The organism is Sphingomonas longa, assembly GCF_016892685.1.
In the GTDB taxonomy this organism is placed as follows: Bacteria; Pseudomonadota; Alphaproteobacteria; order Sphingomonadales; family Sphingomonadaceae; genus Sphingomonas; species Sphingomonas longa.
The window spans coordinates 447688-469464 of the sequence record NZ_JAFEMC010000003.1 but is presented as its reverse complement, the minus strand read 5'-3'; the positions used below and the strand labels follow the sequence as shown (position 1 = coordinate 469464).

The following is a 21777-nucleotide window of genomic DNA, read 5'->3' as shown; positions in this document are numbered from 1 at the left end:
CGGCGGATGCGCGTGGTGACATTGGACCAGCCGGACGATTTCGACGGCTGGCGCAATGCGGCACGGGGGCTTGCGGCCGAGCAGGTGCCGCCCGACGATGTCGTGTGGCAGGTCGGCGACGTGGCGACGGACCTGTTCGCGGGCGAGGCGGAAGCGCGAGCCGTGCCGGCGTCGTCCGGCTTCTCGGTGCCGCGGGCCTTTATCGATCTCGCGCGCAGTGTCGTCCTGTCGTCCGAACCGGAGCGATTCGCGCTGCTCTATACGCTGCTCGCGCGACTGCGGACGGAGCCCAAGCTGGTCGAGGATCGTGCCGACCCGCTGGTGCGGCGGCTCGACCGCATCGCCAAGGATGTCCGCCGCGACATCCACAAGATGCGAGCCTTTCTGCGCTTTCGCGAAGTCGAGGATGCGGACGGCACGCGCTTCGTCGCGTGGTTCGAACCGGACCACCACATCGTCCGCGCCAATGCCGCGTTCTTCGTCAATCGCTTCGCCAGCATGCGCTGGTCGATCCTGACTCCGGAGGTTTCGCTGCATTGGGATGGCAAGACGTTGCAGGAGGGTCCGGGCGCGAGCAAGGCCGATGCGCCCGAGGGCGATCCGATCGAGGATGTCTGGAAGACCTATTACGCCAGCATCTTCAACCCGGCGCGTGTCAAGGTTGGCGCGATGCTGCGTGAGATGCCGCGCAAATACTGGAAGAACATGCCCGAAACTCAGTTGGTCCCACAACTGATCGCGGGCGCACAGGCGCGGGAGGCGAAGATGATCGAGACGGCGCGGCAGGATATCGGCGGTAACAGCATGGCGGCGTGGCAGGCGCTGCGCGAGGAAGCCGCAGGCTGCACCCGCTGTCCGCTCTACAAGCCCGCGACACAGACCGTGTTCGGCGAGGGACCGGTCGACGCACCGCTGATGTTCGTGGGCGAACAGCCCGGCGATCAGGAGGATCTGGCAGGCAAGCCCTTCGTCGGTCCGGCGGGACAGGTGTTCGACCGCGCATTGGCGGCGGCGGGGATCGATCGCAGCCGCACCTACGTCACCAATGCGGTCAAGCATTTCAAATTCGAACAGCGCGGCAAGCGGCGCATCCACTCCAAACCCGGCACGGGCGAGATCGATGCCTGCCGCTGGTGGATCGAGCAGGAACAGATGCTCGTGAAGCCGCAGGTGACGGTGGCGCTCGGCGCGACGGCGGCGCGGTCGCTGTTCGGCAAGACGATGACGATCGGTCGTGAACGTGGCCGCAAACTGCGCCTGCCGGATGGAGGCGCGGCGTGGATCACGGTGCATCCGAGCTATCTGCTGCGCCTGCCGGATCCCGCGCAGGCAGAGGAGGAGTTCGGTCGGTTCGTGGAGGATTTGAAGCTGGCGGGCGCGGTGTTGGGTTAAGCGTCATCGGCCGCAATTCAGCCACCCACCCTATTGCACTTGGAAGTGCAAGACCCTCCCTCTCCCAGCAGGAGAGGGGAGCAACACACTCACATCTCGCGTGGATCGGGGCCTAGTCGGCCGTCCTCCGTGTCCATCGCGTCGATCGCGGCGATGTCGTCGTCGTCAAGCGTCAGGTCGGCGGCGGCGAGGTTGTCGCTCAGGTGATCGGGGCTGGACGCCTTGGGGATCACCGAGAACCCCTTGGCCAGATGCCAGGCGAGAACCACCTGCGCGGCCGACCGGCTATGCCTGTCTGCGATCGCGGTGATCGCCGGGTCCGTCAGCAGGTCCTTGCCCTGCCCGATCGGGCTCCAGCTTTGCGTCACGATGCCGTGTTCCGCGTGGTATTCCCGCGCCTCGCGCTGCTGAAAACGCGGATGAAGCTCGATCTGATTGACCGCGGGGACGACGCCGGTTTCGGACGCGAGCCGCTCCAGATGCTCCGGCAGGAAATTCGATACGCCGATCGAACGTGCCTTGCCCGCCTCACGCAGGGCGATCAGCGCCTGCCATGCCGCGACATAGTCGTCCTCGCGGGGGACGGGCCAGTGGATCAGGTACAGATCGACCGCATCGATGCCCAGCAGCGACAGGCTCTCGTCCAACGCGGCCGTCGCGTCGCCGTGGCGGTCGTTCCACAATTTGGTGGTGATCCACACATCGCCGTCCGGCCCCGTCTCGCCCTTGATCCCGTCACCGACACCGCGTTCGTTGCCGTAGATCGCTGCCGTGTCGACGAGGCGAAAACCGAGATCGAAACCCTTGCGCACGACCAGCGCGGCCTGTGGGTCGGGAATCTGCCACGTTCCCATGCCGAGTTGGGGCATGATGCGGCCGTCGTTGAGCGTCAGATTGGTCATGCCGGCTCAACCCGTGCCGAACGCGGGCGGTTCCGATTGACCTGACGCGCCCCGACGCCCTAGCGCGACGGCATGTTCGAGAAGATCCTGGGCGCGCTGGCCGCTTTCGTTATCTGGGTGATTTCCAGCGGAGGCTATATCGGCATCGCCGCGCTGATGGCGATCGAGAGCGCATGCATCCCGCTCCCCTCCGAAATCGTGATGCCGTTTGCGGGATACCTCGTGTCGACCGGTCGGTTCGACCTGTTCTGGGCGGCGACCGCCGGCGCGATCGGATGCAATATCGGCTCGATCGTCGCCTATGAGGTGGGCAAGCGCGGCGGCCGGCCGCTGGCGGAGCGCTGGGGCCGGTACATCCTGATCGGGCATGACGAATTGGATGCCGCCGACCGCTTCTTTGCGAAATGGGGCTCCGCCGCAGTGCTGATCGGACGGCTGCTGCCGGTGATCCGCACCTTCATCGCGTTTCCCGCGGGCGTCGCGCGAATGAAGCTGCTGCCATTCCATATCTATACGTTCGTCGGCTCGTGGCCGTTCTGTTTCTTTCTCGCGTGGGTCGGCATGAAGCTGGGCGACCAGTGGAACAGCGATCCGCGCCTGAAGGCCGCCTTCCATCAGGCGGACCTTGCGATCGGGCTGGTGCTGGTAGCGCTGGTCGCGCTGTATGTGTGGCATCGGGTGCGGGGCATTCGGAAGAACCAGTCCTAACGGGGTTGCTTCAGGCGGTCGGGTACGGCGGCCGCGGCAGGTACGTCGTCAATCCGGACTGGTTCGGTACTGGTCGCGTTCGAGCAGGGACGCGGACTTCTCGGGAGCACATGACCAGTTTACATCTGAAGGGAATAGCTACCGACTCGCTCCGTTCCGTCGGCAAGCGTGCCACCAGGAGGCTGAGCGGATAGCGTTTGCTGGACCGCGCCCCCCCGCAACACGTCGCTAATTATCCCCTTGAGACCGATACCGATCCTGTGGCGCCGCAAAGGCGGGGACCCAGTATTGGGCTCCCGGCTTCAAGGAGAAAATGGGATTTCGCGCTCGCTCCTCTCCCTGTTCGAAGGGGTAAGTACCCAACACGTTTGGGGTGACGCGGCTGGAGTGAGGAGGCGGGTCGGGCGAGCCACGTCGCGTGAATGTCGATTCGACGTGGGTCGTGAGGGCTTCCGTCTTTCAGGCTTGTCCCGGCGCTGACCGGACGGAAAAGCCATAATCTGTGGGTGGTGCGGCCGAGGCCAAAACGGACAACGTATCACGATAGCCACGGCGAGATTTCGCGCCGGGATTGCCGTTGATTCGTCCTTGATGGCCACCTGTGCGGGCATGATACTCGACACCGCCGTCACTGCCATTCCGTCATACGGGCCAGTCCCGGGATCAACTGTTCCAACGAACCAGCGCGGTCTGGTCGCCCCGTTCGGTGCATGCCCGGACGAATCCTGCACGAAGGACGTGAGTTCGTCGCAACTCGACATGCGAGCCGAATCGAGAACCCGGTGGCGCAGCGATCCCCTGCTCCACCCCCAAACGCACGAACGGCCCGCCCGGCGAATGCCGGACGGGCCGTATCGTTCAGGCCCAACAGGCCGCAATCAGGAGATTGCGATCAGCTGCCCTGCGCCAGATTGACGGCGGCATACTTGCCGCGACGGTCGACCTCGATCTCGAACTGAAGGCGGTCGCCCTCGTTCAGGCTCGACATGCCGGCACGCTCGACGGCCGAGATGTGGACGAACGCATCGGGCTGTCCGTCGTCGCGCTGGATGAAGCCGAAGCCCTTCATCGCGTTGAAGAACTTGACGGTACCCGTCGCCTTCTCGCCGGTCAGCTGACGCTGCGGCGCACCGCCGCGGTCGCCGCCTGCACCGCCGAAGCCGCCACGATCGCCGCCCGGACGCGGGCCACGGTCGCCGAAGCCACCTTCGCGCGGCTCGCGCGGAGGCGCACGATCGGTGACGGGCATCGGCTCGCCCTCGATCTTCAGCTCGGTCGCCGAAATGCGGCCACCGCGGTCGACCAGGGTGAAGCCGAGCGGCTGACCCTCTGCCAGACCGCTCAGGCCGGCCTGCTCCACGGCGGAGATGTGAACGAACACGTCCTCGCCGCCGTCATCGCGAACGACGAAGCCGAAGCCCTTCTGTCCGTTGAAGAACTTGACCACGCCGGTGCCCTCGCCGACGACCTGCGGGGGCATGCCGCGGCCACCACCACCGCCGCCGCCACCGCCGAAGCCGCCACCGCCGCCGCCGCCGCGGAAACCACCGCCGCCGCCGCCGCCGAAGCCGCCACGATCACCGCCGCCTCCGCCGCCGAAGCTGCTGCCGCCGCCGAAGCTGCTGCCGCCACCGAAGCCACCGCCGCCGAAGCCGCCGCGATCACCGCCGCCGAAGCTGCTGCCGCCGCCGAATTCCTCGCCGCCGCCACCAAAACCGTCGCGCTTGTCGCGTCCACGCCCGCCGCGATTGCCGCGGCCGCCTTTATCGAAACCCATAAGCCCTGTTCGTCTTCCCGGTTCGCCCGTATGCATCCTCAAGAACCCGAGCGCCGGACGACGAACGAGGGGCCTTAGAGCGCGAAACCTATTGCGCCCACTTCGCGGCATAACCGATTCGCGCGACGCCTGCGAACAAAATCGTCAATTTCGAGGCCGGGGAACGCGTATACTTGCGTTATGTGGCCCACATGCCGACGTCGCGGCCCATTGAGCGTTCATCCCCCAGCCGCTACGGCATCGATATGACCGTTCATTTCCACGAAGAAGACATTCCCGCCGGCCTGTTCGCCGATGCCGGCAGCATCGCCGTCGATACCGAGACGATGGGACTGATCACGCCGCGCGACCGCCTGTGCGTGGTGCAATTGTCGGACGGTGGCCCCGACGAGCATCTGGTTCGCTTCGGCCCGAACAGCGATTACGCCGCCCCCAATCTCAAGGCGTTGCTGGCGGATACCGGTAAGGTGAAACTCTATCATTTCGGTCGGTTCGATATCGCCGCGCTCCGCCACTATCTCGGTATCGTCGCGGGGCCGGCCTGGGACACGAAGATCGCGTCGCGGCTGATCCGGACCTACACCGACCGCCACGGCCTGAAGGAGCTGGTGCGCGAATTGCTGGGGCAGGAACTGTCGAAGCAGCAGCAATCCTCCGACTGGGGCGGACCGGAACTGTCGGACGCGCAAAAGGAATATGCCGCGTCCGACGTGCGCTATCTGCACCGGCTCCGCGCCGAGCTGGAGAAGCGGCTGGTGCGCGAGGGGCGGATGACGCTGGCGCAGGCGTGTTTCGACTTCCTGCCGATGCGTGCGGAACTCGATCTGGCCGGCTGGCCGGAGCAGGACATCTTCGCGCATGCCTGATCCCCTGCCCCAGCCGGTCCGCCGGGAGCGCACCGCGCGCGAGATCTGGGCCGCGCCGGGCAGCAGCCACGACCGGCTGGTGACGATCGCACGCGTCGGGTTGCCGATGTCGATCGGGGTGCTGGCCGCGTTTCTGGTGATGGCGCCGCTGACCGCGACCGGCGACGTGTCGTTCGTGCTCGACAAGAACAAGGTGGAGGTCGCGACCGAGCGGCTGAAGATTCAGGCCGCGCGCTATAGCGGACAGGACACGAAGGGGCAGCCGTTCCAGCTGACCGCCGGCTCTGCGATCCAGAAAAGCTCCGCCGAACCGATCGTGCGGTTGAACCAATTGAAGGCCGGTATCCAGTTGACCGACGGCCCGGCGCAGGTCGTGGCAAACACCGGCCGCTACGACATGGATACGGAAACCGTGAAGCTGGACGGGCCGATCGCGATGCGCGCGGCGGGCGGCTACGCGCTCGATACGCGCGACGCGACGCTGAACCTGAAGAACCGGCAGATGCAGAGTCAGGGCGGCGTCAGCGGGACTGTGCCGCAGGGGACGTTCCGCGGCGACACGATGCGCGCGGACCTCGAAAACCGGACCGTGACGATCGACGGCAACGCGCGCTTGCGGATCGTGCCGAGAGGGGCGAGATAGCGTCGATGCGCGCCCTGCTTCCGCTCCTGATCCTGTCGTCGTCGCTGATCGTCCCCCCGGCGGGCGCGCAGCAGCGGCACAACACCAACGCGCCGATCGATTTCGGGGCGGACCATATCGAGTTGCAGGACAAGGCGAATCGCGCCGTGCTGTCCGGCAACGTGTCGGTGAAGCAGGCGGAGATGACGCTGAACGCGGCGCGGATGACGGTCGCCTATACGGGACAGGTTGTCGGCGGGAGTCCGCAGGTCTCGCGCCTCGATGCGGCCGGCGGCGTGACGGTGCGGCGACCGGACCAGACCGCCAAGAGCCAGTATGCGATCTACGACCTCAACCGCCGCGTCATCACGATGCTGGGCGCGGTGACGCTGACGCAGGGGACGAACACCGTCAACGGCGGTCGCCTGACCATCAACCTCGACACCGGACGCGCGGTGGTGGACGGATCGTCGGTGGGCGGCAGCAGCGGCGCGCCCGGAACCGGGACGACGCAGCAGCGCGGCGGTCGCGTGACGGGCACCTTCTCCGTCCCCAACCGCAATTGATGCCCCGCCGGGCGCGGAGGGGCTTCCCGTCCGCGTCGACGTCGGGCATGCACGAACCCTGCCAAGCGGGCGTCCGTTAACGGCCCGGTAACGAAGATTTGCGAGGCACCCGCCGATGGACGTCGCCACCCTGACCCCCGAAATTCCGCAGCCGATCGTGGAAGCCCCCGTATCGGAGGGACTGCAGGTCGTGTCGATCGCCAAGTCCTACGACAAGCGCATCGTGCTGACCGACGTGTCGGTCTCGGTCGGGCGCGGCGAAGTCGTCGGGCTGCTCGGCCCGAACGGCGCGGGCAAGACCACCTGCTTCTATTCGGTGATGGGGCTGGTGAAGCCCGATTCGGGCCGCATCATGCTCGACGGCGACGACATCACCGGCCTGCCGATGTACCGCCGCGCCATCCTGGGGTTGGGCTATCTGCCGCAGGAAACCTCGATCTTCCGCGGATTGTCGATCGAGAAGAACATCCTGACCGTGCTGGAGCTGTCGGAGCCCGATCCGGCGGCGCGGCAGGCGAAACTGGCCCGCCTGCTCGACGAGTTCGGCCTGACGCGGCTGCGCGCGGCGCCCGCGATGGCGCTGTCGGGCGGCGAGCGGCGGCGGGCGGAGATTGCCCGCGCGCTCGCGGCGGAACCGTCGATCATGCTGCTCGACGAGCCGTTCGCGGGCATCGACCCGATCTCCATCGCCGACATCCGCGATCTGGTGAAGGACCTGAAGCGGCGCAGCATCGGCGTGCTCATCACCGATCATAATGTCCGCGAGACGCTGGACATCGTCGACCGCGCCTACATCATCTACGACGGCCGCGTGCTGTTCACCGGATCGCCCGCCGAACTGGTCGCGGACGCGAACGTGCGTCGCCTGTACCTCGGCGAAGGCTTCTCGCTCTAATCATGAGTCTCGCGCCGCGCCTGGACCTTCGCCAGTCGCAGTCGCTGGTGATGACGCCGCAGTTGCAGCAGGCGATCAAGCTGCTCGCGCTGTCGAACCTCGAAATCGAGGGGTTCCTGGCCGAGGAGATCGAGAAGAACCCCCTGCTCGAAGCAACGACCACCACCGAAGTCGTGCGGCCGGAACCGGTCGAGCGCGAACCGGCCGCCGCCGACGAGATGGTCACGGGCGCGGTGCAGGCGGATGCGCCGATCGACGTCGATTACGCGACCGAGAGCCACCAGCAGGATTCCATCTCGGACGGCGGCGCCGGGTTCGACGGCGCGCTCAGCCGCGGCGCGATGCCGGAGGATGGGCCGGATCTCGACTCGTTCGCGGACACCTCGCTCAGCCTCGCCGACCATCTGCTCGCTCAGGCCGGACCCGCGGTGGCGGGACCGGACCTGTTCATCGCGCAGCACCTGATCGACCAGATCGACGAGGCGGGATATCTGACCGCGTCGACGCTGGAGATCGCCAACCGGCTCGGCGTCGCACAGGCGCGGGTGGAGGCGGTGCTGGGCATCGTCCAGACCTTCGATCCGACGGGAGTCGGCGCACGCGACCTGTCCGAATGCCTGACGCTGCAGGCGCGCGAGGCGGACCGGTTCGATCCGTGCATGGCGAAGCTGATCGGCAATCTGGACCTGCTCGCCCGCGGCGAGCTGACCCGGCTGAAGCGGATGTGCGGTGTCGACGACGAGGACATGGCAGACATGATCCGCGAACTCCGCGCCTACGACCCCAAGCCGGGGTGCCGATACGGCGGGGAGCCGAGCCAGGCGGTGGTGCCAGACCTGTTCGTGACCCGGACATCGGGCGGCTGGTCGATCGAACTCAACAGCGCGACGCTGCCGCGCGTGCTGGTCAACCGCCGCTATCATGCGCAATTGTCGCACGGGCCGCAGGACAAGGCGTCGAAGGCGTGGCTGGGCGACATGCTCGCCAGCGCCAACTGGCTGGTAAAGGCGCTCGACCAGCGGCAACGGACGATCATCAAGGTCGCAACGGAGATCGTGAAGCAGCAGGAGGCGTTCTTCCGTCTCGGCGTCGCGCATCTGAAGCCGATGACGCTGGCCAAGGTCGCGGAGGCGATCGAGATGCACGAATCGACCGTCAGCCGCGTAACCAGCAACAAATACCTGTCCTGCGCGCGCGGGCTGTTCGAGCTGAAATACTTCTTCACCAGCGCGATCCAGTCGGCGGACGGCGGCGATGCGGTATCGGCGGAGGCGGTGAAGAGCGCGATCCGCGCGCTGATCGCGAACGAGGGCGTGAAGATCCTGTCCGACGACACGCTGGTCGAGTTGCTGAACGCCAAGGGCTTCGACATCGCCCGCCGCACGGTGGCGAAATACCGCGAGGCGATGGGGATCGGAAGTTCGGTGCAGCGGCGACGGTCGAGGACGCTGGAGGGAGGCTGAGCCTGCTGCCTCTCCCCCCCTTCAGGGGATCGTCACAAAACCCTCGTCTGCCACCCCGGCAAAGGCCGGGGGCCAGCCAGGATGTTGGCGGTAATATACTGAGAACGATGCCCAGCTGGACCCCGGCCTTAGCCGGGGTCGCGGCCTCGTAGCTGGCAGCGGAGCCAGTTCGCAATGATATCCGGCCGGCGGGGGCGGAGTCCTGGCGGAACTGCTTGTGAGAGGCCCGCTCCCCCGAGGGAGGTGAGCAGCTTTACCTCAAGCCGCCTTCTTCAGCTCCAGCCGGCTCCAGATCTCGACCAATGCGTCGGTCAGTTCCTGCATCATCGCGGGGGTGTGCGTCGGGCCGGGGGTGAAGCGCAGGCGCTCCGTGCCGCGGGGGACGGTGGGGTAATTGATCGGCTGCACGTACGCGCCGTATTCGGCGAGCAGGATGTCGCTGATCCGCTTCGCCTTGATCGGGTCGCCGACCATCAGCGGCACGATATGCGTGCCGCCGAGCATCACCGGCAGGCCGGCATCGGCCATCATCGTCTTCAGCATCGTCGCCGCCGCCTGCTGCCCCTCGCGCTCCGCGGTGGAGGCCTTGAGATGGCGGACGCTGGCGAGGACGCCGGCGACCAATACCGGCGACAGGCTGGTCGTGAAGATGAAGCCGGGCGCGTAGCTGCGGATCACGTCGATGATCGTGCGGCTGGCGGCGATGTAGCCGCCCATCACGCCGAATGCCTTGCCCAGAGTCCCCTCGATGATCGTCAGCCGCCCGGCGACCTCGTCCCGCTCCGAAATGCCGCCGCCGCGCGCGCCGTACATGCCGACCGCATGGACTTCGTCGCAGTATGTCAGCGCGTTGTACTTGTCCGCCAGATCGCAGATCGCGCCGATCGGGGCGATGTCCGCTTCCATCGAGTACACGCTTTCGAACGCGATCAGCTTGGGCACCGCCGGGTCCTCGGCGGCCAGCAGCCGTTCGAGATGATCGAGGTCGTTGTGACGGAAGATGCGCTTTTCGCAGCCCGAATTGCGGATGCCGGCGATCATCGATGCGTGATTGAGTTCGTCCGAAAAGATCACGCAACCGGGCAGGATCTTGGCGATCGTCGCCAGCGTCGCCTCGTTCGAGACATAGCCGCTGGTGAACAGCAACGCCGCTTCCTTGCCGTGCAGATCGGCAAGCTCGCCCTCCAGATCGACGTGATAGTGCGTGTTGCCGCCGATGTTGCGCGTGCCGCCGGAGCCCGCGCCGACATCGTGCAGCGCCTCTTCCATCGCCGCGATGACCTTCGGGTGCTGGCCCATCGCGAGATAGTCGTTGGAACACCAAACGGTGATCGGCTTCGGCCCGTTATGCCCGGCGAAGCAGCGCGCATTGGGGAACGCGCCCTTGTTGCGCAGGATGTCGATGAACACCCGGTACCGGCCCTCGGCATGCAGCCGGTCGATCGCCTGGGTGAAGACGTGCGCATAGTCGACGCGCGCCTCCGCACCGTGGCTGCTGGGGGCGGAGGTGAGTGCCGGAGCGAAAGAGGCCGGGGTCATGACCCGGTCGTCTACGCGCCTCCGCAGCGTTTTTCCAGCGCGGAAGAACGAACGCACTGATCGGCTTTATGCTTGTAGTCCCTAGAGTTGTTCGAGGAGCGGCAGTCCCCGCCCCGCCAGCGTCGCGGCGATCGCACGTTCGCGGCCGGCGATGCGGGTGAACACGAGTCGCCCGGGCTGCGGCGTCGCCGGCCACGTCTGCCCATCGGTCAGGAAGGCGATGCGCCGCGCGATGCCGGGACCACCGTCGACGAAGCGCACGCCCGGCGGCGCGACGGCGGCCATGTCGCTCTCCAGCAACGGGAAATGCGTGCAGGCGTTGACGATCACGTCGATCCGGTCGCCCCCCGGCTGACCGAACAGCCCGTCGAGTTCGGCGGCGACGGCACCCTGCGGCGGCGGCGTTCCGGCGAGCGCGCCCTCGGCCAGTTCGACCAGCGCCGCGGAACCGTGGCGCAGGACAAGGCAGTCGCCCGCGAATCGTGCGGCGAGATCGTCGACATAGGGCTGGCGCACCGTCGCCTCGGTGCCCAGCACGCCGATCACACGCGTGCGGCTCATCGCGGCGGCAGGCTTGATCGCGGGCACCGTGCCGACGACGGGCAGGTCGAGCGCGGCACGCACGACCGGCAGCGCGATGGTCGAGGCGGTGTTGCAGGCGATCACCACCAGTCGCGGCCGGTACCGCTCCACCAGCCGCCCCAGCAGCGCCGGCACGCGCGCGGCGATCTCCGCCTCCGACTTCGTGCCATAGGGGAAACCCGCCGAATCGGCGACGTATACGACGGGTGCGTTCGGTAGCAGCGTCAGCGTCGGCGCGACGACGGACAGGCCGCCGACGCCGGAATCGAAGAACAGGATCGGGGCCAGGTCGCTCATCGGCGACCCCTTAGCGGCTTGGGGCTGGCGGTGCACGGCTGATCCAGATTAGTGGACAGGTGACGTGAACGCGTTATGTTCCGTTTCGCTTAGGGGGACGTTTGCAGACCCAAATCCTCTGGATCGCCCCGACACTGGCGCTCGTGCTCGGCTATGTGCTGGGTTCCATCCCGTTCGGGATCATCCTGACCCGCGTCGCGGGCGCGGGCGACCTGCGCCAGATCGGCTCCGGCAACATTGGCGCGACCAACGTGCTGCGGACCGGGCGCAAGGGGCTGGCGGCGGCGACCCTGCTGCTCGATATGGCCAAGGGGCTAGCGGCGGTGCTGATCGTCGAGGCGATCTTTCCGGGTAACGGACCGCTGGCGGGCGCGGCGGCGTTCGTCGGCCATTGCTATCCGGTGTGGCTGCGCTTCCGCGGCGGCAAGGGGGTGGCGACGCTGATGGGCATCGTGCTGGCGCTGCACTGGCCGATCGGATTGGTGTACGCCGCGGTGTGGCTGGGGCTGCTGGCCACGCTGCGCATCTCGGCGGTGGCGGGAATGAGCGCGGCGATCAGCGCGCCGGTCGCGGCGGCGTTGTTCGGGCGGTTCGACCTGGTGCTGCTGCTGATCGCACTCGCGCTGCTGGTGCTGTGGAAGCACGGCGACAATGTCGAACGGCTGCTGGCGGGGACCGAACCGAGGATCGGCCGGGCGAAGTGAGCGGGACGGACGTGGCGCGGCTGCGCCTGATCCGCACGCACGGGATCGGGCCGGTCGGCTATCGCCAGTTGCTCGCGCGGTACGGCACGGCGGAGGCGGCGCTCGACGCGCTGCCGATGCTGGCCCGGCGTGGCGGCGGTCAGGCCCCGCGGGTGGCCGCACTGCCAGACATCATGGCGGAGATGACGCGGACGGAGCGGCTCGGCGCACGCTATCTGTTCCTGGGCGATGTCGATTATCCGCGGCCGTTGGCCGAGATCGACAATGCGCCCCCTGCCCTGATCTGGCGCGGCGACCTGTCGCTGGCGGCGCGGCCGTGCGTCGCGATCGTCGGTGCACGCAACGCCTCTGCGGCGGCGTGCCGCTTCGCCCGCATGTTGGGCCATGATCTCGCCGAACAGGGCGCGACGGTCGTATCCGGGCTGGCGCGCGGCATCGACACCGCGGCGCATCAGGGCGCGCTGGCGGCGGGCGGCACGATCGGCGTTATCGCCAGCGGCATCGACGTGGTCTTTCCGCCGGAAAATGGAGCGTTGCAGGAGGAGGTCGCGACGCGCGGCCTGCTGCTGGCCGAACAGCCGCCGGGCACCGAGCCCCGCGCGCGGCATTTCCCGTACCGCAATCGCATCATCGCCGGCCTGTGTCAGGGCACTGTCGTGGTCGAGGCGGCGCCGAAGTCCGGATCGCTCATCACCGCGCGACTCGCGACCGAGATGGGGCGGGAAGTGATGGCGGTGCCCGGCAGCCCGCTCGATCCCCGCGCGCAGGGTTGCAATGGCCTGATCATACGTGCGGCAGTTGCCCTATGGGTCGGAAGACGCTTTAACCCTCCCGTATGTCCATCCCGGCCTTCATATATGCGCGCTTTTCCTCGTTGGAGCAGGGGCGCGGTACCTCGCTTGTCAGGCAGTTTGAGAACGGCCGAAAGTACGCACTGAAGAAGGGTTGGCTGCTCGATCCAGACCGGGAAATCTCAGACAAGGGGCGCAGCGCATTCCACGGAGCCAATAGGGCCGAGGGTGGCGCGCTATATGATTTTGAAAGGCAGGTCGAAAAGGGCTTTTACCGCAACGGTGCGGTGTTCGTGGTCGAACATTTCGACCGCATCAGCCGACAAGGATGGGAAGAGGTTCACGCCTTTCTCAAGCTATGTACCAGCCACGGCGTCAGCGTGGCGATCATCGACGACGACCGCTATTATCCCGCTGGTCAACGGATCGACGGCGGCACCATCATGGAATTGGTGTTCAAGGCCGAAGGTGCGAGAGCAGAGAGCAAAAAGAAAAGCGAGCGTGGCCTCGATAACTGGTCGCGCAAGATCGCTGCTATCCAGGACGGCAACCGCTCCACGAAGATCGGGCTTGTTCCTGGCTGGATGGACCGCGACCCCACGACCAATGAGCCTGTTCTAAACGACCACCGCACAAAGGTCCTTAGGGAAATATACGACCTCTACGTCGAGGGACATGGCCTTCCCAGCATCGTTGCAATGTTAAACGCCCGCAAGGAACCCAGCTGGTCGATGGGCCAGCGTGGCAGCGGGAATGGCTGGAACACTGCTTACCTCCACAAGCTGCTGACGAACCGCGCGGTGCTTGGTGAGTATGTGCCTATGTCACGCACTCATTCGGGCGCGGTCGAAGTCAGCAAGGGCTTAGTCGTGCCCAACCACTACCCTCAGGCTATTCCCGCTGAGCTATTTGACCGCGTTACGGCGGTTCGCAAACTGCGCCAACGATCAGGTGGCCCAGCGGAAGGCAACGTCAGCAACCTCTTTTCAGGTTCGGCCTTCTGCCAATGTGGTGCGCCCATGTATTTTCAAAGCCAGCAAAAAGCTGGTCGGCCTACCAACCACAAAAGCAAGCTGGATGGTCGCAAGCTGTCCTACACCTCAGGGGTCAACCGCAGCTATCTGCGCTGTAACAACAACCGCCGAAAACACGAGTGTGGGAACGGTCTGTCGTTCCGCTATGAGACGCTAGAACCCGCTATCCTCGACGCCGTGCTGGCAGTGGCGATTGACGACAAGAAGTTCAGTGTTCCCGATCATGTCGCGGCTTTGTCGGCGGCGGTAAGCGAAGCTGAACGGCTTCTCGAAGGCAAGCGCCAGAACCTCAAGTCCATCGTTGATACGTTGGGCGAACATTTTATCCGCGCACTGGCGGTTAAAGCAGCGGAGATCGAAGCCGAGATCGACGTAGAGGAAGCGCAGCTAAAGACCATGCGGGAAGACCTAGCGCGCGAACGCGGCGGGGCAAATCCTGAGGAACACCTAGCGCGTGTTCGCGAGGTCAAAGACAGCATCAACAGCGAGGACAAGGACGCCCGCTACAGCGCAAGGGTCAGGGTCAAACAGGCGCTTGCCTTTCTCACGCGCAGCACATTCGGAGCCGATGGGACGATCACGGTGATGTTGCAGAACGGGTTGATGGCATGGCGCTTCAACCGAGCCGGTGAGCCAATCGGCGAGCCTGTGGACCTCCGCAATCGACTAGACCTACATCGCGGCATCCCCGGTCCTCAAAGCCTGATTGATGACGTGCGGCGTAGGATGCCAGCGGTTGAACGGATGCCCGTTGATCCCTCGCTACAGCAGTGGAAACACAAAGCCCGCTGACCGCTAAATGTGGAGGCAGACAGATAGAGCGCGCTTGACGCATGCCCTACCAGTTTGCCCCTGCTAGACGCCTCTGAGGGCGTCAGCGAACCCGCTTAGAAGCGGACGCAGCGAAACGTTTCACCCTTGTAGGTCAACTCGAATTCGTCCGGCAGTTTAACGAACGCAACCTGCTCGCTTGCCCAAGGAAAGTAGCCGCTGGTCGCATCAAAATAGCGGCAATCCGTGTCCAGATGCTCCTGAACTTCTTCAATGAGGTCGTTGATGTTTAGTTCGTACTTCATGTCGTCAACTCCTGTTGCCGACACTCGATCAATAGCCTTCTGGTTGGGCAGTCACCTATTTTCTGGCTCTTCCAACCAGATAATTTCCTCCTAAACCAACCACTCTCTTCTTGCTCGTTTCACCAGATGGCGCTTGATGTTCTGACGGCAACAAGGAGCCGTAGAATGGACGAAAAGACGTACAGGGCGAGCAGCTTGGAAACAGCGGCTTGTATTTGGGAAGCGTTGCTTGAACACCGAAGTAATCCGCCCCTAGCAGCGGCGTTTGAGCGCCTTGGCACCAGTGAACTGCGCTTGATAGCAATGGGCTGGACTGACGCCGTAGACGCAGCTTGGAAGGTCGCAGAGGACGATTACCAAGGCCCGTTTGATTGGGGGTTCGTCACCGACTGGATAGCGGAGAACATTGACTGGACAGGCCCTCGCCCTGTTCGCCGCAATGCTGCGCCCACAGGTGCGATATGAGGGTCGTCCGTTTACGCGGGCTGCTCAGGCCAGCCACCATCACGCAGCTACAGGCCAATCACCGCGAGGGAACGCCAAAGCGGGGCACCAAGGGCGAGATAGATTTCCCGCCAGTATGCCGCGTCTACGTGCCCTACACGCGCTGCCAGTGGCTGCTCACGGAATTGGACGAGGACGGCATAGCGTTCGGTCTATGCGATCTGGGTTATCCAGAACTCGGTAGCGTCAGCATCGCGGAGATTGAGGCACGGGACCTCAAGGGCGTTCGCGCAGTCGAGGACATCGCTTGGCGTGCCGACAAAACGCTGAGCCAGTACGCGGAGATTGCCCGACGGGAGGGCTGCATCCTCGCATAAATATCGGGGCGGCGATTGCTTTCCCCGCTTAGTCAAACGTTGAGCCGACCGTGGACTGCTTACCACCGGTCGGCTCAACTGCCTCACTCAAACTCATCTTTGAAACGCGCTGCGTCTTGATCGCGAAAGAACGTGATCGCCAAGAACCAGCCGTGTTCGCCTTTGGGTAAATCAAGGGCACTTGCCCAACCCATAACGCCGCCACCCGACACATTCGGATCACGCTCTTCCAGAGGATCAGCGTTTTCGATCTTGGTGAAAGCCACCATCGAAGCATGTGGTCTGGTCCGAACAGCGTACTCTTCGTCGTCTCTTCCGCCTCTATAAACCTGGACGATCACGCCGCCTACACACTGAATGGCAAGCCAGTCCCGCAGTGCCTCCCACTCGTATCTGATCTCCTTGCGCTCGCGAGTAATGACCTTCATGCGACACCCGTCATCGACGCTTTGCGCTTCTGCGACTTCGCACTGTCGGCAATTACCTGCTCAGGGCTGCGCCAGTAGCTGCCGGCCTTGTTCGCGACATAACTTTCGTGTGGTGGTGTCGTGGCATGGTCGCCCTCGATGGGCACGCGGTGGGGCAAGCCATCGGCACGCGCGTCCAGCTTGCTAGCCTGAGGTCCACGGCTGCCCGTGCCACGCGCTTTACCAATGTGAACGTCCGTGTTGCCCTTGCCGTGACTGGCGATCACTGCGTCGAAGTCACCTGCATCAACGTGACTGCGCATCTCGTTGAGGAATTCAACGAAGCGCTCTTCAGGCATGTGGTTGGTGCCAACGCCATTGATGAGGAAAGGCCGTCCTTCCAGCTTGGGAGTGAAGGCCACGACCTTGTTACGGGATGACCACCAGCGATTTGGTCCCTTCACCTGACCAGCTTCAAACTGGCGCTTGGCTACGTCGATGCCACGCAGCAGCGGTTGGCGTGCTTTCGTGGGATCATGGGGCTTGCTGGAAAATGTCTCCGCAAGGGTGTTGTCGAAGAATTTCCCAAATAGGTCTTTTAGGGCCATTTTGCACCTCCCGTTGCTAGAACTGGCCAACGATGCGCGGCCAAAGACAGGGAGGTCAAGACGCAGAGACGCAAAAAGGGGGCATTGCTGCCCCCTTGGTAGTCCAATGTTGCGTTAAGCGGGCTTAGCAGCCGCCTTTTTCGTAGCCCTCGTTGCCCTCATTTTGTCAGTGCGTGCGTTGCGGACAGTGTCCAACTTGGTCAGCTGGTCATCGTAATCGCCAGCCTCGATGCGCTTGCGGTAGTAGAGGAACGCGTCCTTGAGGTCTTTGGCTGGCACGGCCATTTTGCGCACCTCAACCTGCGTTCCTTTAACGTTGGCCGTTTCCAGCACCATCGCGCTGTTGTTGACGCGCACCTCGAACGCTGAATGGTCGCCCTTGACCTCGTATGTGCGCTTGCCCTCGATTGCTGGGTCTGCGAGCAGCGCGATCTGCTTGTCGATGTTCGCGATTGCGACCTGCTTGATGCCACGGGCACCAGCGACCTTTGCGAACGCTGCGACCTGATCGGCCGGGACGAGCTTTGCGGGATCAAATGCCATTACGTTTCTCCGATTTAAGCAGCGCAACATCGCCCTGCTTCAATCGTCTGCTGTCGAGATTACCAAAAATCATCCTATCAATGGCGTTGACAGGTGGAATTCTCCAACCATCTAATCCAAAGGCTACATCGCATTTCAAAGCCACCCCGACTTTGAGCCAGCCCGAAACGAACGAGTATCTTCATGACCACCGAAACCGATAACGTTGCTCTCGCCACTGAGTTGACGATTGCATGGCTCTCCAACCCCAACACACGCACCAATCCTGATGACGTGCCGGCATTTATCGCCAAGATGCACAGTGCCTTAGGTCAGCTTGGCAACGCGTCCGCAGAACCGACAGCCGAAGCCCCGCAGGAGTACACGGCCGCCGTTACCGCCCGCAAATCGCTGTCGTCGCGCGATCACATCATCTCCATGATTGACGGCAGGCCCTACAAGACGCTTCGTCGCCATCTGAACGGCCACGGCCTGACCCCTGAGCAGTACCGTGAGCGCTATAACCTGAAGGCCGACTATCCCATGGTCGCCGAGGCTTACAGCGAGGCCCGTCGCGACATGGCGAAGAAGATCGGACTGGGTCGGAAGCCCGGCCAGACGGTCGCCAAGAAGGTCCAGGACGACGCCAAGCCCGCTCGCAAGTCTGGTAAGGCTGCTCTAGACGCAGCAAAGCAGTCGCTCGGCACCGCCGAGTAGTAGTTCGTGGGGGGGGCTTGCCCCCCCCACGCTTTGAGCCGAGCCTCAATGTCCTAGGAGGTTTGATCCAAGGAGGTATGGGGTGGTGACGGCGCTGACTAGTTTATAGCCGGACCAGATCACCCCACCTGCATCTTTGTATTCGGTGGCTGACTTCGTAACGGCTACCAACCGCGCTACGATCGCCCCAAATCCTCGGACAAAGGCCTCTGCGTCGGGGTTGCTCATTAGGTCGTCGTTAGCCGCGGCACGATCGTAAACCTCCATGATCTCGCGAAGGGATGCGAGCGCATATCCGCTGCCCAGCCACTTCACATGCTGCAACCTAAATCGTAGAAGGCTCATACCGTCCCCAAGCGAGTGCCTGACGACGAGTGGCACATCGTTGCTCGCGGCTAACTCATTCAGGTAAGCATCGACTAGACCGATAAATTCTGTAACTTCTTCATCGGTGTAGCGAGGGTAGTTTATCTTTTCACGGACAGTTGCAGACAGATATTGCAGCGATCTACCATGCTCCTTTAAAACGGCGGCAGTGCTAGACGCCTGATTACTGGCAATCCTCAACTTTTTCGGCGTAAAAGCATCCTTGATAGACGATATATCTTCGAGCGCCTTTACGACAAGGTCATCGTCTAGCGATGAGAGCGGGATCACCTTCGTCAGCACGTCGGCACGTTCATGAATACACAGTATCAGCTTCAGGAAATCGGTAGACCAAGGTTCGATGCCCGTGCTTTGCTGGATGATCTGATCAGCGGTAAGGCTCGATTGTATCGCGAAGAAGCCGGAAATCTCGGACAGTTCTCGCGCGGGATCAGTAATGGACGCCATCCGTGATGTATCGCGGCATGCGAATGCTAGGTCAACGGCAGCCGCTGCATCCAGCTGGTCCTAGACCGCTCGCGGGTAAATACCATACAGGGTGGCGTACTAATCCAACTTGCCGACAATGTTCCCGGCCAGTGGCAATGCTCAACCTGCCAAACACCGGATGCCGACAGGTTCATCATATTCCGTGTGAGGTAAACAGCGAGGCAAAAGTCAGCACGTTGCTGGCCCTACCACCCTCCTAGTAGGCGTTACTCGTTTAAGGCTGAGAAGAGAACAAAGGGATAGCAGCTGGGCAACTGGCTGCTATTTTCACGTCTAGCTAAGCAGGTCGTTTGTCCGATCTTGTTCGGAATAGTGAGCCTCGCCCTCTTCCACAGCCTCTTCGATATGACCTTCCCGCAAAAGTGGCATGACACGTCGGATTAGCTTGAGGTGATCGGCCAATTCATTGATTGCCCATTCCTGCCGGCGAGGCATTGGCAATCCGTATTCCTTGTGTCCAGATAGCAAAACTGCCCTTACTTCACCAAGCTGTTCCATGGCATACTTGGCACCACCGCGATTGACGGCGACTTCAGCATGGGTTGCCGCTTGATCTAGCCTGTCTATGAAGGCAAAACGTTTGGAGCGATTTGCGGCCTCAACTGACCTGCCTCTTGTCAAAACAGCGGCCATCGGAGACTCAGGTGGACTGCTTGATTTCTGAGGATCTGTCTTTTGCGCTGCTATCTGCTCTTCAAGCTGAGCAATCCTTTGATCGCGCGCCTCTATTCGTGACTTCAGGGTGTCGAGCCGTTCTTTGTGCAGGACCCAAATAATCGCCCACATCAGCAATCCGATGGCGACAACAGCACTGACGTAAAGCCATGGTGCGGCACTTACGGCATGCCACTGGACCTCAAGGCTGCTGGGTTCGGGCTTAGCACTCATGCGCTGACCATACCGGAGGCACAAACGGGGGCAAGGAGCCTACTTGAAGACCGAAAGGATGGCGATCAGGCCGCGCATCACCGGCACAAAATGACTGTCGAATGTGTTATCGTCGTTGGTCCAGCCATCGCTAAGCGCCATTTCAATGCGGTTCTCAAGCTGATTACAAGCCTGATCCTTGGTGTCGGGCTTGCGCTGCCTCAGGGCAAAAACCTTTTCCAGCTTGCGGTCCATGCGAACCGAGTACCTGGCACAAACAGGATCGTTGTTCTCGTAGTTGATCGCCTCCGGTGAGAACGTTGCCTGATAGGTAGAGGTGTCAGGAGCACCCACGCCGTTGTCGATCACCGTAACGTTGCTTTCCCTGCACCGTCCTTCAGACTCGAAACATTCGATCTGTGTAGCGCTGGGAGTGAGGCTGCCGCCACCGTCGGTTCGCTGCCAACGACCTGACGCAACGGTGTAGTCGCCCACCGAAACCATTGAAGCCGACACTGCAATCCGCGCAGTTTCGTTAGACGCGATTACCGCCCATTCCCTCGCGAACTCCGCCAGTAGGAGCATGACGAAGAAGCCGATCTTCCACCAATTACGTCGCCGCCACCATGACGCTGTCGCTTGCCCGTCCATGCCCACCCCCGTTTAGATGGCGAGCCTAGCCTAGAGGCGCGGAGCCGTCACGAGCGGCTATGAGCCGCGCAACCGCTAAGTATGGAGGTGCCGACCCGCAATCCAACATTCCGCCTCAACGGCAATGCTCCACCGGCTCTCAAGCCACCCACACGTGCGGGTTCATACGATGCCAACTGGCGGAAGCTGCGCAACCGCAGACTGGATGCTGAGCCGCTATGCCGACACTGCACGGCGAACGGACATGTGACACCCGCAGTTGAGGTCGATCACATCATCCCCAAGGCTCTGGGTGGCAAGGACGTATGGGACAACACGCAGAGCCTATGCGTGCCATGTCACCGCACCAAAACCCGCGAGGACGTACAGAGGATTAGGCGAGGTTGGTAGGCTAATCCTCGCCGCGCTCCCAGCCCGCTATCATCTTCTCAGCGTGCGTCTTGGCGTACGCGCTACGACCTTCCGAGAGGTACTTGCCGACATGATGAAGGTAGAACGAGCAGCGATCTTTGTTCAGTAGTCGCTCCGCAGGAACAGGAATGCCGACCTGAGTGAGGTCGATGATGACTATATTGAATTCGCTAATGAGGTGATTACTAACCGATGATGGCATAACATTGTCGAAGTCATAGGCTAGGTTGGTGGCGCGCTCCCCCAACAACATCAGAGGGTCTACTCGTTCAGCCCGGTTCTTTCGATCACGCAGCCACCAGCCCAACCACACGCCAATCGACAGACATGTGATTGCCAATGTCCACCGCGATCCCGCAACTGCCATGATCCAATCAGGTAACGAACGCACAACAGGCAATGACATCCAGCCAGACGCTCGCTCCTGCACGTCCTTGGGGCTGTTGCTGGCGAGAAGGACGAGGACACTCCACAAGCCTGCCCCGATCCAGCCTAGGTACTTGATTGCGCGCATTGCCCCTCCGTGCCCCAGAGATGCCCTGTGAGGGTCCATTGGGCAAGCCAGCACCCTGCGCGCACCCAAGTCCGCTGACCCCTGTGTAACAGCCGCGCGGTCAGTCTCGCGCTTGCTGGAGCGGCAATATCAGATATGGTTTGTCGAGGCGTCGGGGGTGACGCCACGG

General features: G+C 63.2%; 26 protein-coding genes. 14 read left to right on the top strand and 12 right to left on the bottom strand.

What is annotated here, in order from left to right:
- Window positions 1–6 precede the first annotated feature (6 nt).
- Window positions 7–1392 (top strand): UdgX family uracil-DNA binding protein, encoded by a 1386-nt coding sequence (locus ILT43_RS12305; RefSeq protein WP_204199254.1) that lies wholly within the window; start codon window positions 7–9, stop codon window positions 1390–1392.
- An 89-nt stretch (window positions 1393–1481) separates the two neighbouring features.
- Here the strand turns inward: ILT43_RS12305 and ILT43_RS12300 are convergent, their stop codons facing one another.
- Window positions 1482–2294 (bottom strand): aldo/keto reductase, encoded by an 813-nt coding sequence (locus ILT43_RS12300; protein ID WP_204199253.1) that lies wholly within the window; start codon window positions 2292–2294, stop codon window positions 1482–1484.
- Between the two features lie 72 nt (window positions 2295–2366).
- Here ILT43_RS12300 and ILT43_RS12295 point away from each other — a divergent pair, with 72 nt between their 5' ends.
- Window positions 2367–3002, top strand: a complete 636-nt coding sequence (locus ILT43_RS12295) for a DedA family protein (protein ID WP_204199252.1) — start codon at window positions 2367–2369, stop codon at window positions 3000–3002.
- Between the two features lie 892 nt (window positions 3003–3894).
- Here the strand turns inward: ILT43_RS12295 and ILT43_RS19695 are convergent.
- Window positions 3895–4779 carry a cold-shock protein gene (locus ILT43_RS19695; RefSeq protein WP_275431443.1) on the bottom strand — a complete coding sequence of 295 codons (885 nt, stop codon included), beginning with the start codon at window positions 4777–4779 and terminating at the stop codon, window positions 3895–3897.
- Between the two features lie 245 nt (window positions 4780–5024).
- On the opposite strand from ILT43_RS19695, the gene ILT43_RS12280 reads away from it, so the two are divergent.
- From ILT43_RS12280 to rpoN, 5 genes are all read left to right on the top strand, one after another.
- Complete coding sequence (locus tag ILT43_RS12280; RefSeq protein WP_204199251.1) at window positions 5025–5645, top strand: ribonuclease D; 621 nt, start codon at window positions 5025–5027, stop codon at window positions 5643–5645.
- Window positions 5638–6288, top strand: coding sequence for an LPS export ABC transporter periplasmic protein LptC (lptC, locus tag ILT43_RS12275; protein ID WP_204199250.1), 651 nt, complete (start codon window positions 5638–5640; stop codon window positions 6286–6288). The genes ILT43_RS12280 and lptC overlap by 8 nt, the downstream gene beginning before the upstream one ends.
- Before the next feature lie 5 nt (window positions 6289–6293).
- Window positions 6294–6833 carry an LptA/OstA family protein gene (locus ILT43_RS12270; protein ID WP_204199249.1) on the top strand — a complete coding sequence of 180 codons (540 nt, stop codon included), beginning with the start codon at window positions 6294–6296 and terminating at the stop codon, window positions 6831–6833.
- A gap of 115 nt (window positions 6834–6948) precedes the next feature.
- Window positions 6949–7728 carry an LPS export ABC transporter ATP-binding protein gene (gene lptB / locus ILT43_RS12265; protein ID WP_204199248.1) on the top strand — a complete coding sequence of 260 codons (780 nt, stop codon included), beginning with the start codon at window positions 6949–6951 and terminating at the stop codon, window positions 7726–7728.
- A 2-nt stretch (window positions 7729–7730) separates the two neighbouring features.
- Entirely contained in the window at window positions 7731–9191 is a 1461-nt protein-coding gene (rpoN, locus tag ILT43_RS12260; RefSeq protein ID WP_204199247.1) for an RNA polymerase factor sigma-54, read from the top strand.
- A gap of 258 nt (window positions 9192–9449) precedes the next feature.
- Here the strand turns inward: rpoN and hemA are convergent, their stop codons facing one another.
- Together hemA and murI are read right to left on the bottom strand one after the other, a co-directional pair.
- Entirely contained in the window at window positions 9450–10730 is a 1281-nt protein-coding gene (gene hemA / locus ILT43_RS12255) for a 5-aminolevulinate synthase (protein WP_204199246.1), read from the bottom strand.
- 81 nt (window positions 10731–10811) lie between these two features.
- A complete protein-coding gene (gene murI / locus ILT43_RS12250; RefSeq protein WP_204199245.1) occupies window positions 10812–11609 on the bottom strand; it encodes a glutamate racemase in 798 nt (265 codons plus the stop codon).
- A 101-nt stretch (window positions 11610–11710) separates the two neighbouring features.
- Between murI and plsY the strand changes: the two genes are divergently transcribed.
- The 3 genes from plsY to ILT43_RS12235 are packed head-to-tail and all read left to right on the top strand — an operon-like array spanning window position 11711 to window position 14930.
- On the top strand, window positions 11711–12313 hold the full coding sequence (plsY, locus tag ILT43_RS12245; RefSeq protein ID WP_204199244.1) for a glycerol-3-phosphate 1-O-acyltransferase PlsY: 603 nt from the start codon (window positions 11711–11713) through the stop codon (window positions 12311–12313).
- Complete coding sequence (gene dprA / locus ILT43_RS12240; RefSeq protein ID WP_204199243.1) at window positions 12310–13251, top strand: DNA-processing protein DprA; 942 nt, start codon at window positions 12310–12312, stop codon at window positions 13249–13251. The genes plsY and dprA overlap by 4 nt, the downstream gene beginning before the upstream one ends.
- Window positions 13149–14930: a recombinase family protein gene (locus tag ILT43_RS12235; protein WP_204199242.1), complete on the top strand. Its 1782-nt coding sequence runs from the start codon at window positions 13149–13151 to the stop codon at window positions 14928–14930. The genes dprA and ILT43_RS12235 overlap by 103 nt, the downstream gene beginning before the upstream one ends.
- A gap of 95 nt (window positions 14931–15025) precedes the next feature.
- On the opposite strand, the gene ILT43_RS12230 is transcribed toward ILT43_RS12235, so the two are convergent.
- Window positions 15026–15214, bottom strand: a complete 189-nt coding sequence (locus ILT43_RS12230) for a hypothetical protein (RefSeq protein ID WP_204199241.1) — start codon at window positions 15212–15214, stop codon at window positions 15026–15028.
- Window positions 15215–15379: 165 nt separating this feature from the next.
- Between ILT43_RS12230 and ILT43_RS12225 the strand changes: the two genes are divergently transcribed.
- Window positions 15380–15679, top strand: coding sequence for a hypothetical protein (locus ILT43_RS12225; RefSeq protein ID WP_204199240.1), 300 nt, complete (start codon window positions 15380–15382; stop codon window positions 15677–15679).
- On the top strand, window positions 15676–16035 hold the full coding sequence (locus tag ILT43_RS12220; RefSeq protein WP_204199239.1) for a DUF2958 domain-containing protein: 360 nt from the start codon (window positions 15676–15678) through the stop codon (window positions 16033–16035). The genes ILT43_RS12225 and ILT43_RS12220 overlap by 4 nt, the downstream gene beginning before the upstream one ends.
- An 83-nt stretch (window positions 16036–16118) precedes the next feature.
- On the opposite strand, the gene ILT43_RS12215 is transcribed toward ILT43_RS12220, so the two are convergent.
- The 3 genes from ILT43_RS12215 to ILT43_RS12205 form a co-directional block, all read right to left on the bottom strand.
- Window positions 16119–16463, bottom strand: a complete 345-nt coding sequence (locus ILT43_RS12215) for a hypothetical protein (protein WP_204199238.1) — start codon at window positions 16461–16463, stop codon at window positions 16119–16121.
- Entirely contained in the window at window positions 16460–17050 is a 591-nt protein-coding gene (locus tag ILT43_RS12210; protein WP_204199237.1) for a hypothetical protein, read from the bottom strand. Before ILT43_RS12210 ends, ILT43_RS12215 begins: the two co-directional genes overlap by 4 nt.
- 114 nt (window positions 17051–17164) lie before the next feature.
- On the bottom strand, window positions 17165–17593 hold the full coding sequence (locus ILT43_RS12205) for a hypothetical protein (protein ID WP_204199236.1): 429 nt from the start codon (window positions 17591–17593) through the stop codon (window positions 17165–17167).
- Between the two features lie 183 nt (window positions 17594–17776).
- Between ILT43_RS12205 and ILT43_RS12200 the strand changes: the two genes are divergently transcribed.
- Window positions 17777–18289, top strand: coding sequence for a Ros/MucR family transcriptional regulator (locus ILT43_RS12200; protein WP_204199235.1), 513 nt, complete (start codon window positions 17777–17779; stop codon window positions 18287–18289).
- Window positions 18290–18334: 45 nt separating this feature from the next.
- Here the strand turns inward: ILT43_RS12200 and ILT43_RS12195 are convergent, their stop codons facing one another.
- The 3 genes from ILT43_RS12195 to ILT43_RS12185 all read right to left on the bottom strand — a co-directional run bounded on the left by ILT43_RS12195 (window position 18335) and on the right by ILT43_RS12185 (window position 20683).
- Window positions 18335–19123, bottom strand: a complete 789-nt coding sequence (locus tag ILT43_RS12195) for a hypothetical protein (RefSeq protein WP_204199234.1) — start codon at window positions 19121–19123, stop codon at window positions 18335–18337.
- A gap of 315 nt (window positions 19124–19438) precedes the next feature.
- Complete coding sequence (locus ILT43_RS12190) at window positions 19439–20053, bottom strand: hypothetical protein (protein WP_204199233.1); 615 nt, start codon at window positions 20051–20053, stop codon at window positions 19439–19441.
- Between the two features lie 39 nt (window positions 20054–20092).
- The gene (locus tag ILT43_RS12185) at window positions 20093–20683 is read right to left on the bottom strand and encodes a hypothetical protein (protein WP_204199232.1); all 591 of its coding nucleotides are present in this window, start codon (window positions 20681–20683) and stop codon (window positions 20093–20095) included.
- 81 nt (window positions 20684–20764) lie between these two features.
- Between ILT43_RS12185 and ILT43_RS12180 the strand changes: the two genes are divergently transcribed.
- Window positions 20765–21073, top strand: a complete 309-nt coding sequence (locus ILT43_RS12180) for an HNH endonuclease (RefSeq protein ID WP_204199231.1) — start codon at window positions 20765–20767, stop codon at window positions 21071–21073.
- Window position 21074: 1 nt separating this feature from the next.
- On the opposite strand, the gene ILT43_RS12175 is transcribed toward ILT43_RS12180, so the two are convergent.
- Window positions 21075–21608, bottom strand: a complete 534-nt coding sequence (locus ILT43_RS12175) for a hypothetical protein (RefSeq protein ID WP_204199230.1) — start codon at window positions 21606–21608, stop codon at window positions 21075–21077.
- Window positions 21609–21777 lie beyond the last annotated feature (169 nt).

What these genes read in the sequence shown, in the direction of transcription:
- ILT43_RS12305 (WP_204199254.1), top strand. Translation starts at nt 7, where the DNA reads ATGCGCGTGGTGACATTGGACCAGCCGGACGATTTCGACGGCTGGCGC.
- ILT43_RS12300 (WP_204199253.1), bottom strand. Translation starts at nt 2,294, where the DNA reads ATGACCAATCTGACGCTCAACGACGGCCGCATCATGCCCCAACTCGGC.
- ILT43_RS12295 (WP_204199252.1), top strand. Translation starts at nt 2,367, where the DNA reads ATGTTCGAGAAGATCCTGGGCGCGCTGGCCGCTTTCGTTATCTGGGTG.
- ILT43_RS19695 (WP_275431443.1), bottom strand. Translation starts at nt 4,779, where the DNA reads ATGGGTTTCGATAAAGGCGGCCGCGGCAATCGCGGCGGGCGTGGACGC.
- ILT43_RS12280 (WP_204199251.1), top strand. Translation starts at nt 5,025, where the DNA reads ATGACCGTTCATTTCCACGAAGAAGACATTCCCGCCGGCCTGTTCGCC.
- lptC (WP_204199250.1), top strand. Translation starts at nt 5,638, where the DNA reads ATGCCTGATCCCCTGCCCCAGCCGGTCCGCCGGGAGCGCACCGCGCGC.
- ILT43_RS12270 (WP_204199249.1), top strand. Translation starts at nt 6,294, where the DNA reads ATGCGCGCCCTGCTTCCGCTCCTGATCCTGTCGTCGTCGCTGATCGTC.
- lptB (WP_204199248.1), top strand. Translation starts at nt 6,949, where the DNA reads ATGGACGTCGCCACCCTGACCCCCGAAATTCCGCAGCCGATCGTGGAA.
- rpoN (WP_204199247.1), top strand. Translation starts at nt 7,731, where the DNA reads ATGAGTCTCGCGCCGCGCCTGGACCTTCGCCAGTCGCAGTCGCTGGTG.
- hemA (WP_204199246.1), bottom strand. Translation starts at nt 10,730, where the DNA reads ATGACCCCGGCCTCTTTCGCTCCGGCACTCACCTCCGCCCCCAGCAGC.
- murI (WP_204199245.1), bottom strand. Translation starts at nt 11,609, where the DNA reads ATGAGCGACCTGGCCCCGATCCTGTTCTTCGATTCCGGCGTCGGCGGC.
- ILT43_RS12235 (WP_204199242.1), top strand. Translation starts at nt 13,149, where the DNA reads ATGTCCATCCCGGCCTTCATATATGCGCGCTTTTCCTCGTTGGAGCAG.
- ILT43_RS12230 (WP_204199241.1), bottom strand. Translation starts at nt 15,214, where the DNA reads ATGAAGTACGAACTAAACATCAACGACCTCATTGAAGAAGTTCAGGAG.
- ILT43_RS12225 (WP_204199240.1), top strand. Translation starts at nt 15,380, where the DNA reads ATGGACGAAAAGACGTACAGGGCGAGCAGCTTGGAAACAGCGGCTTGT.
- ILT43_RS12220 (WP_204199239.1), top strand. Translation starts at nt 15,676, where the DNA reads ATGAGGGTCGTCCGTTTACGCGGGCTGCTCAGGCCAGCCACCATCACG.
- ILT43_RS12215 (WP_204199238.1), bottom strand. Translation starts at nt 16,463, where the DNA reads ATGAAGGTCATTACTCGCGAGCGCAAGGAGATCAGATACGAGTGGGAG.
- ILT43_RS12210 (WP_204199237.1), bottom strand. Translation starts at nt 17,050, where the DNA reads ATGGCCCTAAAAGACCTATTTGGGAAATTCTTCGACAACACCCTTGCG.
- ILT43_RS12205 (WP_204199236.1), bottom strand. Translation starts at nt 17,593, where the DNA reads ATGGCATTTGATCCCGCAAAGCTCGTCCCGGCCGATCAGGTCGCAGCG.
- ILT43_RS12200 (WP_204199235.1), top strand. Translation starts at nt 17,777, where the DNA reads ATGACCACCGAAACCGATAACGTTGCTCTCGCCACTGAGTTGACGATT.
- ILT43_RS12195 (WP_204199234.1), bottom strand. Translation starts at nt 19,123, where the DNA reads ATGGCGTCCATTACTGATCCCGCGCGAGAACTGTCCGAGATTTCCGGC.
- ILT43_RS12190 (WP_204199233.1), bottom strand. Translation starts at nt 20,053, where the DNA reads ATGAGTGCTAAGCCCGAACCCAGCAGCCTTGAGGTCCAGTGGCATGCC.
- ILT43_RS12185 (WP_204199232.1), bottom strand. Translation starts at nt 20,683, where the DNA reads ATGGACGGGCAAGCGACAGCGTCATGGTGGCGGCGACGTAATTGGTGG.
- ILT43_RS12180 (WP_204199231.1), top strand. Translation starts at nt 20,765, where the DNA reads ATGGAGGTGCCGACCCGCAATCCAACATTCCGCCTCAACGGCAATGCT.
- ILT43_RS12175 (WP_204199230.1), bottom strand. Translation starts at nt 21,608, where the DNA reads ATGCGCGCAATCAAGTACCTAGGCTGGATCGGGGCAGGCTTGTGGAGT.